Origin of the sequence: Thermus composti (genome assembly GCF_014647535.1) — a bacterium.
Classification (GTDB): domain Bacteria; phylum Deinococcota; class Deinococci; order Deinococcales; family Thermaceae; genus Thermus; species Thermus composti.
Window position 1 is genome coordinate 1 of record NZ_BMPJ01000043.1, and the last position, 8791, is coordinate 8791.

Sequence of the window (8791 nt, forward strand, 5' to 3'; positions counted from 1 at the left end):
ACCAGATACGGGCTGCGCCCGCAAGGGGAGATTTACCACGAAACGGAGATGTGGGTAAAGTCCTGCTCCAGGCCTTGACGCAAGGGAAGTAGCCTCGTAGAATGGCGGATGCTGAGCGCGGTGAGCGTAGCTCAGCTGGTTAGAGCACCGGACTGTGGATCCGGGGGTCGTGGGTTCAAGTCCCATCGCTCACCCCAAGGCGCCACCCCGCAAGGGGTGGTATTTTAAAGGGGGGGTCGCCCCCATGCGAGGATGGCGGAATCGGTAGACGCGCCGGACTTAGGATCCGGTGGGGCAACCCGTGCGGGTTCAAGTCCCGCTCCTCGCACCACCCGGGGCGGCCCCCCTTTCATCGGGGCGAGGTGAAACGTGGCGGAGATCCTGGAGCGTTCCGGCTATCTGGTCAAGGTGCGGGTGGAGGTGCCCGCCGACCGGGTGAAGGCGAGCTACGAGGCCCTGCTTAAGGACCTGGCCTCCCGGGTACGGGTGCCCGGTTTCCGGCCGGGCAAGGCCCCCCTGAAGGTGGTGGAGGCCCGCCTGGGCCGGGAGGCGCTCCTCCAAGACCTCAAGGAGCGCCTGGTGGAGGAGACCTACCCCGAGGCGGTGCGGGAGCTGGGCCTAAGCCCCGTGGCCGCCCGGGTGGTGGAGCAGGACCTCAAGGAGGGGGAGGGCTTCCGCTACGTGGCCGAGGTGGAGAACTACCCCGAGGTGCGGCTTCCCGACTGGCGGGGCTTCGCCTTGGAGGTCTCTCCTCCCGAGATCACCGAGGAGATGGTGGAGAAGGCCCTGGAGGAACTCCGCCAGCGCTACGCCGAGCTCGTCCCCGTGGAGCGGGAGGCCCAGGAGACGGACCACCTCTTCGTGCGCACCGAGGAGGGGGCGGAGTTTCCCATTGACCTCTCCCGGGCCCTTCCCCACGTGCGGGAGGCCCTTCTCGGCAAGAAGGCGGGGGATGTGGTCCTGGTGCCCGTGCTGAACGAGAAGGGCGAGAAGGTGCGGGAGGTCAGGACCGAGATCCTCGAGGTCAAGACCCTGAGGCTCCCCGAGCTGGACGAGGAGTTCGCCAAGACCCTGGAGGCGGAAAGCCTCGAGGACCTCAAAAACCGGGTGCGGGAAAGCCTCAAGCGCCAGGCGGAGCAGGCCTACGAGGAGGCCAGGGAGCGGGCCTTCTTGGAGAAGCTCGCCGAGGGCCTGGAGGTGGAGATCCCCCCTTCCATGCTCAAAGCGGAGGAGCGCCACCTCCTGGAGCACCTGGCCGAGGACCTTTACCTGAAGGGGATCAGCCTGGAGGCCTACCTAAAGGCCTTGGAGGAGAAGGGGGAGCTTGAGAAGCTCCAGGAGGACCTGCGCAAGGAGGCGGAGAAGCGGGTCCGCATTGCCCTTGCCCGGGAGAAGCTGGCTGAGGAGCTCAACCCCGAGGTCTCCGAGGAGGAGTGGCAGGCCTACCTCCAGGCCGCGGCCCGGGCCTACGGGGTTTCCGTCCAGGAACTCCGCCGCCAGCTCGGCGAGGAGGGCCTCGCCCGGCTTAAGGAGCGCCTCCGCCAGGACAAGGCGGTGCAGGAGGCCCTGAAGGTCCTGGGCTAAGGCCCTGGAGCAGGGTGGCCCAGGGGGGTTTTTCCCCTGGATTTGCCGCTAAACTAAGGATTGGTATGGTCATACCCTACGTCATTGAGCAGACGGCCCGCGGCGAGCGCGTCTACGACATCTACTCCCGCCTCCTCAAGGACCGGATCATCTTTCTGGGCACGCCCATTGACGCCCAGGTGGCCAACGTCATCGTGGCCCAGCTCCTCTTCCTGGACGCCCAGAACCCCAACCAGGAGATCCGCCTCTACATCAACTCCCCCGGGGGCGAGGTGGACGCCGGGCTTGCTATCTACGACACCATGCAGTTCGTCCGGGCCCCCGTGTCCACCATCGTCATCGGTATGGCGGCCAGCATGGCGGCGGTGATCCTGGCGGCGGGGGAGAAGGGGCGGCGCTACGCCCTCCCCCACTCCAAGGTCATGATCCACCAGCCCTGGGGCGGGGTGCGGGGCACGGCCAGCGACATCGCCATCCAGGCCCAGGAGATCCTGAAGGCGAAGAAGCTCCTCAACGAGATCCTGGCCAAGCACACCGGCCAGCCCCTGGAGAAGGTGGAAAAGGACACGGACCGGGACTACTACCTCTCGGCCCAGGAGGCCCTGGAGTACGGCCTCATTGACCAGGTGGTGACCCGTGAAGAGGCCTAGGCCCCACTGCAGCTTCTGCGGCCTCCGCCCCCCCGAGACGGGGCGGCTTCTGGAAAGCCCCATTGAGGAGGTCTACATCTGCGAGGACTGCGTGGAAAGGGCCCAGGAGATCCTGCGCCACCAGTCCCCTAAGCCCAAGGGGCCAAGCCGCCTGCCCAAGCCCCAGGAGATCAAGGCCCACCTGGACCAGTACGTGGTGGGCCAGGAGGCGGCCAAGCGGGCCCTTTCCGTGGCCGTCTACAACCACTACAAGCGCCTCCTCCACCCGGAGGCGGAGATCGGCAAGTCCAACATCCTCCTCATCGGCCCCACGGGTACCGGCAAGACCCTCCTCGCCGAAACCCTGGCCCGCTTCCTGGAGGTGCCCTTCGCCATCGCCGACGCCACCACCCTCACCGAGGCGGGCTACGTGGGCGAGGACGTGGAAAACGTCCTTCTCCGCCTCCTGCAGAACGCCGACTTTGACGTGGCCCGGGCGGAGATGGGCATCGTCTACATTGACGAGATTGACAAGATCGCCCGCAAATCGGAAAACCCTTCCCTCACCCGGGACGTCTCCGGGGAGGGGGTGCAGCAGGCCCTCCTCAAGATCATTGAGGGCACCATCGCCAACGTGCCGCCCCAAGGGGGTAGGAAGCACCCCCACCAGGAGTTCATCCCCGTGAACACCAAGAACATCCTCTTCATTTTGGGCGGGGCCTTTGAGGGGCTGGAGAACATCGTCAAGGCCCGGGTGGGGAAGACCACCATCGGCTTCACCGGGGGCGGGAAGGAGGGAGAGGAGCCCCTCGAGGTCATCCCCGAGGACCTCATCAAGTTCGGGATGATCCCCGAGTTCGTGGGCAGGGCCCCCCTCATCGTCCAGCTCCACCCCCTCACGGAGGACGACCTGGTGCGCATCCTCACCGAGCCCAAAAACGCCCTGGTCAAGCAGTACCAGGAGCTTTTCCGCATGGAGGGGATTGAGCTCCGCTTCACCCAGGCGGCCCTCAAGGAGGTGGCCCGCCGCGCCCTCAAGCGGGGCACGGGGGCGAGGGGCCTCAGGGCCATCATGGAGAAGGCCATGGTGGACCTGATGTTTGAGGCCCCGGGGAGCGGGGTGAAGGAGCTCGTCTTTGACCTCCCCCACCTGGATAACCCCCTAAAGGCCCTGGAGGAGGCCAAGCTAAGGCAAGCTTCCTAAGGGCCCATCCCTAGGGGGCCCCGCTTCGGCCTTGGCCGAAGCGGGGTGTTTAAACGCCCCGCCGTGGCTTTCGCCACGGTGGGGGCCCCAACGGGGGTGGGTGCTTAGCCCTCGAGCCGCCGCACCAGCTCCTCCTTCAGGGCGAAAAGCCTCTCGGTGAGGGAGACGTGGTAGACATGGGGGTTCACGAGCCGCCGCACCCCGGGGTCCAGGAGGGCCACGTCCCGGTCCCGCCGCCGCCTTAGCTCCTCCAGGGGCAGGGGCGGGAAGAGGCGCTTGCCCCGGTAGACCTCCTGGAGGAGGGCCTCGAGGCGGAAGGCCCCGGGGGCCAGGGTGCGCCGTTTGGTGGGGTCCGTGGGGTGGCGGAGGGTGAGGGGGGCGTCTTCCCGCACCTCCTCCTCGGCCAAGGCCAGGAGGTCGGCGGTGGCGAGGCCCCGGTGGTCGTAGACCCTATAGACCCGCTTGTGCCCGGGGTTTAGGACCTTCTCCAGGGAGTCCGAGATCTTCATGGCCGGGGCCCAGGCGCCGTTTTCCCGCAGGGCCACCAGCTTGTAGACCCCGCCCAAGGCCGGGGCTCCCCAGGAGACCACCATCCGCGTCCCCACCCCGTAGACCAGGCGCTTTAAGAGCCCCTCGGGGTCCACCCCGTAGCGGGGGGCCTCCTCGAGGATCTGGCTTTTGATCTGCCAGATGACGAGCTCGTCCAGGTCCCCGGAGAGGACGATGAGAGTCTCGGGGAAGCCCGCCCGGTCCAGCTCCTTGGCCACCTGGATGGCGAGGTAGGCCAGGTCCCCGGAGTCTATGCGCACCCCCACGGGCCGGTGCCCCTTCCGCCTTAGCTCCTCAAAGACCCGGATGGCGTGGGGAAGCCCCGAGTGGAGGGTGTCCACCGTGTCCAGGAGGAGGACGGTGTCGTCGGGGAAGACCTCGGCGAAGGCCCGGAAGGCGTCTTCCTCCGAGTGGCCTAGGGCCATGAAGGCCTGGACCAGGCTATGGGCGTGGGTGCCGGAGGCGGGAAGCCCGAGAAGGTGGGAAAGGCTCACGGCGCTACTCCGGTTCGCCCCTCCGATGAGGCTCGCCCGGGTGGCGCTTTCCCCGCCCTTGGCGGGGGCGCGGCGCAGGCCGAACTCCAAAACCAGCGCCTCCCCCGCCGCCTCCCGCACCCGGCTCGCCTTGGTGGCGATGAGGGTCTCGTAGTTGATGCGGTTGAGGAGGGCGGTTTCCAGAAGCTGGGCCTGGAGGAGGGGGCCCTCCACGCTGATGAGGGGCACCTGGGGGTGGGCCACCCGCCCCTCGGGGAGGGCCCTTAGGGTGAGGCCGGAAAACCCCCCCATCTCCTTTAGGTAGCGGAGGAAGTCCTCGGCGAAGAGGGGCTTCCCCGAGCGGCCTTTGAGGGCCCGGAGGGCGGCGATTTCCTCCTCGCCGAAGCGGGCTTCCCCCATCCAGCTTAGAAGGGGGTCCAGCCCGGCGAAGACGGTGTAGCCTGCCTGGTGGGCCCCGTAGTCGGGGTTTTTGCGGTAGAAGGCTTCAAAGAGGGCTTCCTTTTCGTGGAGGCCCATGCGAAAGTAGACCTGGCCCATGGTGAGCTGGTAGAGGTCGGTGTAGAGGATGCCGAAGGGGTCCATGGGCCTAGCATAGCCCGCCCCTTTTGGCTACACTAGCGGGATATGGTGGAGGTCCACACCTGTAGCCCGGGTTGCCGCCACCATCTGGGGGGGGCGGGCTGGGGGGATGCCCCCCTTACCCGGCTCGGCTACAACAAGGAGGCCCGGGCGGAGAGGTTTCCCTACCTCAAGGCCCTTCTGGAGCGGCCTTTGGTCTTTGACGGGGCCATGGGCACCGAGCTCCAGAAAAAAGACCTCACCCCCGAGGACTACGGGGGAGAGGCCTACTTCGGTTGCCCCGAGGTCTTAAACCGCACCCGGCCCGAGGTGGTGCGGGAGATCCACCTCGCCTACCTCGAGGCCGGGGCCGAGGTCATTGAGACCAACACCTTCGGGGCCCTAAGGCACGTCCTGGCGGAGTACGGCCTCGAGGAGGAAGCGGAGGAGTTCGCCTTTTTGGGCGCCCGGATCGCCCGGGAGGCTGCCGACCGTCACGGGGCCTTCGTGGCGGGGGCCTTGGGGCCTGGGACCAAGCTGGTCTCCTTGGGCCAGATCTCCTGGGACGCCCTTTACCAGGCCTACAAGGAGGCGGCCCGGGGGCTTCTTCGGGGCGGGGTGGACCTCATCCTCCTGGAGACCGCCCAGGACCTCCTCCAGGTGCGCTGCGCCGTTCTCGCCGTGCGGGAGGCCATGGCCGAGGTGGGGCGGGAGGTGCCCCTCCAGGTCCAGGTGACCTTTGAGGCCACGGGGACGATGCTGGTGGGCTCGGACGAGCAGGCGGCTTTGGCCGCCCTGGAAAGCCTCCCCGTAGACGTGGTGGGGATGAACTGCGCCACGGGCCCCGACCTCATGGACAGCAAGGTGCGCTACTTCGCCCAGCACAGCACCCGCTTCGTGGCCTGCCTCCCCAACGCCGGTCTGCCCCGGAACGAGGGGGGAAGGGTGGTCTACGACCTCACCCCCGAGGAACTCGCCAAGTGGCACCTCAAGTTCGTGGCCGAGTACGGGGTGAACGCCGTGGGGGGGTGCTGCGGCACCGGCCCCGAGCACATAAGGAGGGTGGCCGAGGCGGTGAAGGGGCTTCCCGCAAGGCCACGGCCTAAAAGCTTCCCGCCCCAGGTGGCCTCCTTGTACCAGGCGGTGCCCCTCAGGCAGGAGACGAGCCTCTTTTTGGTGGGGGAGCGCCTGAACGCCACGGGGAGCAAGCGCTTCCGGGAGATGCTCTTCGCCCGGGACCTCGAGGGCATCCTCGCCCTCGCCCGGGAGCAGGTGGAGGAGGGGGCCCACGCCCTGGACCTCTCCGTGGCCTGGACGGGGCGGGACGAGCTGGAAGACCTTAAGTGGCTCCTTCCCCACCTCGCCACCGCCGTCGCCGTCCCCTTCATGGTGGACTCCACCTCCCCTGAGGCCATGGAGCTTGCCCTCAAGCACCTCCCCGGGCGGGTGGTCTTGAACTCCGCCAACCTCGAGGACGGCCTGGAGCGCTTTGACCGGGTGGCCTCCCTGGCCAAGGCCCACGGGGCGGCCCTCGTGGTCCTCGCCATTGACGAGAAGGGGATGGCCAAGACCCGGGAGGAGAAGGTGCGGGTGGCCCTCCGCATGTACCAGCGCCTCACGGAGCACCACGGCTTCCGCCCCGAGGACCTCCTCTTTGACCTCCTCACCTTCCCCATTACCCAAGGGGACGAGGAAAGCCGCCCCCTGGCCAAGGAGACCCTCCTGGCCATAGAGGAGCTACGGGAGAGGCTTCCCGGGGTGGGGTTCATCCTCGGGGTTTCCAACGTCTCCTTCGGGCTCAAGCCCAGGGCCAGGCGGGTCCTCAACTCCGTCTTCCTGGACGAGGCCCGCAAAAAGGGCCTCACCGCGGCTATCGTGGACGCGGGGAAGATCCTTCCCATAAGCCAGATCCCCGAGGAGGCCTACGCCCTGGCCCTGGACCTCATCTACGACCGCCGCAGGGAGGGCTTTGACCCCCTCCTCGCCTTCATGGCCTACTTTGAGGCCCACAAGGAAGACCCCGCTAAGAAGGAGGACGCCTTCCAGAGGCTTCCCCTCCTGGAAAGGCTCAAGCGGCGCATCGTGGAAGGGAGGAAGCAGGGCCTCGAGGCCGACCTGGAGGAGGCCCTGAGGCAGGGGCACAAGCCCCTGGACCTCATCAACGGTCCCCTCCTTGCGGGGATGAAGGAGGTGGGGGAGCTTTTCGGGGCGGGGAAGATGCAGCTTCCCTTCGTCCTCCAGGCGGCGGAGGTGATGAAGCGGGCGGTGGCCCACCTGGAGCCCCACATGGAGAAAAAGGGCGAGGGCAAGGGCACCTTGGTCCTCGCCACCGTCAAGGGGGACGTGCACGACATCGGCAAGAACCTGGTGGACATCATCCTCAGCAACAACGGCTACCGGGTGGTGAACCTGGGGATCAAGGTGCCCATTGAGGAGATCCTGAAGGCGGTGGAGGTCCACAAGCCCCACGCCATGGGCATGTCGGGGCTTCTCGTAAAGAGCACCCTGGTGATGAAGGAAAACCTGGAGTACATGCGGGATCGGGGCTACACCCTTCCCGTGATCCTGGGCGGGGCGGCCCTCACCCGGGCCTACGTGGAAGAGCTTAGGGCCATCTACCCCAACGTCTACTACGCCGAGGACGCCTTTGAAGGCTTAAGGCTCATGGAGGAGCTCACGGGCCACGCCCCTCCCGAGCTCACCCGCAAAGCGCCCCCCAAGCCCAAAGGGGAGGCCCCCCGGGTGGAGGTGCGGGCCAAGCCCGTGGGGGAGGCCCCTTCCATCCCCAGGCCTCCCTTCTTCGGGGTGCGGGTGGAGGAGGGGTTGGACCTGGCCACCATCGCCCACTACGTGAACAAGCTGGCCCTCTACCGGGGCCAGTGGGGGTATAGCCGGAAGGGCCTTTCCCGGGAGGCATGGCAGGCCCTGGTGGAGCGGGAGGCGGAGCCCGTCTTCCGCCGCCTCCTCAAGGAGGCCCTGGAGGAGGGCTGGCTTAGGCCCAAGGTCCTTTACGGCTTCTTCCCCGTGGCCAGGGAGGGGGAGGAGCTTCTTGTCTTCTCCCCCGAGAGCGGGGAGGTCCTGGAGCGCTTCCGCTTTCCCCGGCAGAAGGGCGGGGGCCTAAGCCTTGTGGACTACTTCCGCTCCCGCTTCGCCGATCCCATCGGGGACGAGGCGGACTGGATGCCCCAGGAGGCCTTCCGGGCGGGGGCCCGGGACGTCCTCGGGGTGCAGCTCGTCACCATGGGGGAGGAGCCCTCGAGGAAGGCCCGGGCCCTCTTTGAGGCGGGGGCTTACCAGGACTACCTCTTCGTTCACGGCTTTTCCGTGGAGATGACCGAGGCCTTGGCGGAGTACTGGCACAAAAGGATGCGGCAGATGTGGGGGATCGCCGGCAAGGACGCCACGGACATAAGGAAGCTCTTCCAGCAGGGCTACCAGGGGGCCCGCTACTCTTTCGGCTACCCCGCCTGTCCGGACCTTTCGGACCAGGCCAAGCTGGACCGGCTCATGGGCTTCCACCGGGTGGGGGTGCGCCTCACGGAGAACTTCCAGCTGGACCCCGAGCACGCCACCAGCGCCCTGGTGGTCCACCACCCCGAGGCCCGCTACTTCAGCGTGGACTAGGTACTGCGCCTGTGGCCGGAGGTTTTCTCGGACTCTACCACGCCGCCCGGGACTTGGGCCTAAAGCCCGCCCTCCTCGACAGACTTGACCACTATGTCGCATAAAGCCCCAGGAAGCGCAGAGCGGAGAGGGGGTTGAAGGAGAAGGCC

Annotated in this window: 5 protein-coding genes and 2 tRNA genes; 6 read left to right on the forward strand and 1 reads right to left on the reverse strand. The window is 67.3% G+C overall.

Features of this window, described 5'->3' with window-relative positions:
• Nucleotides 1–120 precede the first annotated feature (120 nt).
• From IEX93_RS10965 to clpX, 5 genes are all read left to right on the forward strand, one after another.
• Nucleotides 121–197: transfer RNA gene (locus IEX93_RS10965), tRNA-His, on the forward strand.
• Nucleotides 198–246: 49 nt separating this feature from the next.
• A tRNA-Leu gene (locus IEX93_RS10970) sits at nucleotides 247–331 on the forward strand.
• A gap of 38 nt (nucleotides 332–369) precedes the next feature.
• A complete protein-coding gene (gene tig / locus IEX93_RS10975; protein ID WP_188848230.1) occupies nucleotides 370–1584 on the forward strand; it encodes a trigger factor in 1215 nt (404 codons plus the stop codon).
• Nucleotides 1585–1649: 65 nt separating this feature from the next.
• Nucleotides 1650–2234: an ATP-dependent Clp endopeptidase proteolytic subunit ClpP gene (clpP, locus tag IEX93_RS10980; RefSeq protein ID WP_188848231.1), complete on the forward strand. Its 585-nt coding sequence runs from the start codon at nucleotides 1650–1652 to the stop codon at nucleotides 2232–2234.
• On the forward strand, nucleotides 2221–3417 hold the full coding sequence (gene clpX, locus IEX93_RS10985) for an ATP-dependent Clp protease ATP-binding subunit ClpX (RefSeq protein WP_188848232.1): 1197 nt from the start codon (nucleotides 2221–2223) through the stop codon (nucleotides 3415–3417). The genes clpP and clpX overlap by 14 nt, the downstream gene beginning before the upstream one ends.
• Before the next feature lie 104 nt (nucleotides 3418–3521).
• Here clpX and IEX93_RS10990 read toward each other — a convergent pair whose 3' ends face one another.
• Complete coding sequence (locus IEX93_RS10990) at nucleotides 3522–5042, reverse strand: nicotinate phosphoribosyltransferase (RefSeq protein WP_188848233.1); 1521 nt, start codon at nucleotides 5040–5042, stop codon at nucleotides 3522–3524.
• 42 nt (nucleotides 5043–5084) lie between these two features.
• On the opposite strand from IEX93_RS10990, the gene metH reads away from it, so the two are divergent.
• Nucleotides 5085–8642, forward strand: a complete 3558-nt coding sequence (gene metH, locus IEX93_RS10995; protein WP_188848234.1) for a methionine synthase — start codon at nucleotides 5085–5087, stop codon at nucleotides 8640–8642.
• The last annotated feature ends 149 nt before the right edge of the window (nucleotides 8643–8791 follow it).

Excerpts from the sequence above, each read along its gene's own strand:
- clpP (WP_188848231.1), top strand. The coding sequence starts at position 1,650 with ATGGTCATACCCTACGTCATTGAGCAGACGGCCCGCGGCGAGCGCGTC.
- IEX93_RS10990 (WP_188848233.1), bottom strand. The coding sequence starts at position 5,042 with ATGGACCCCTTCGGCATCCTCTACACCGACCTCTACCAGCTCACCATG.
- metH (WP_188848234.1), top strand. The coding sequence starts at position 5,085 with ATGGTGGAGGTCCACACCTGTAGCCCGGGTTGCCGCCACCATCTGGGG.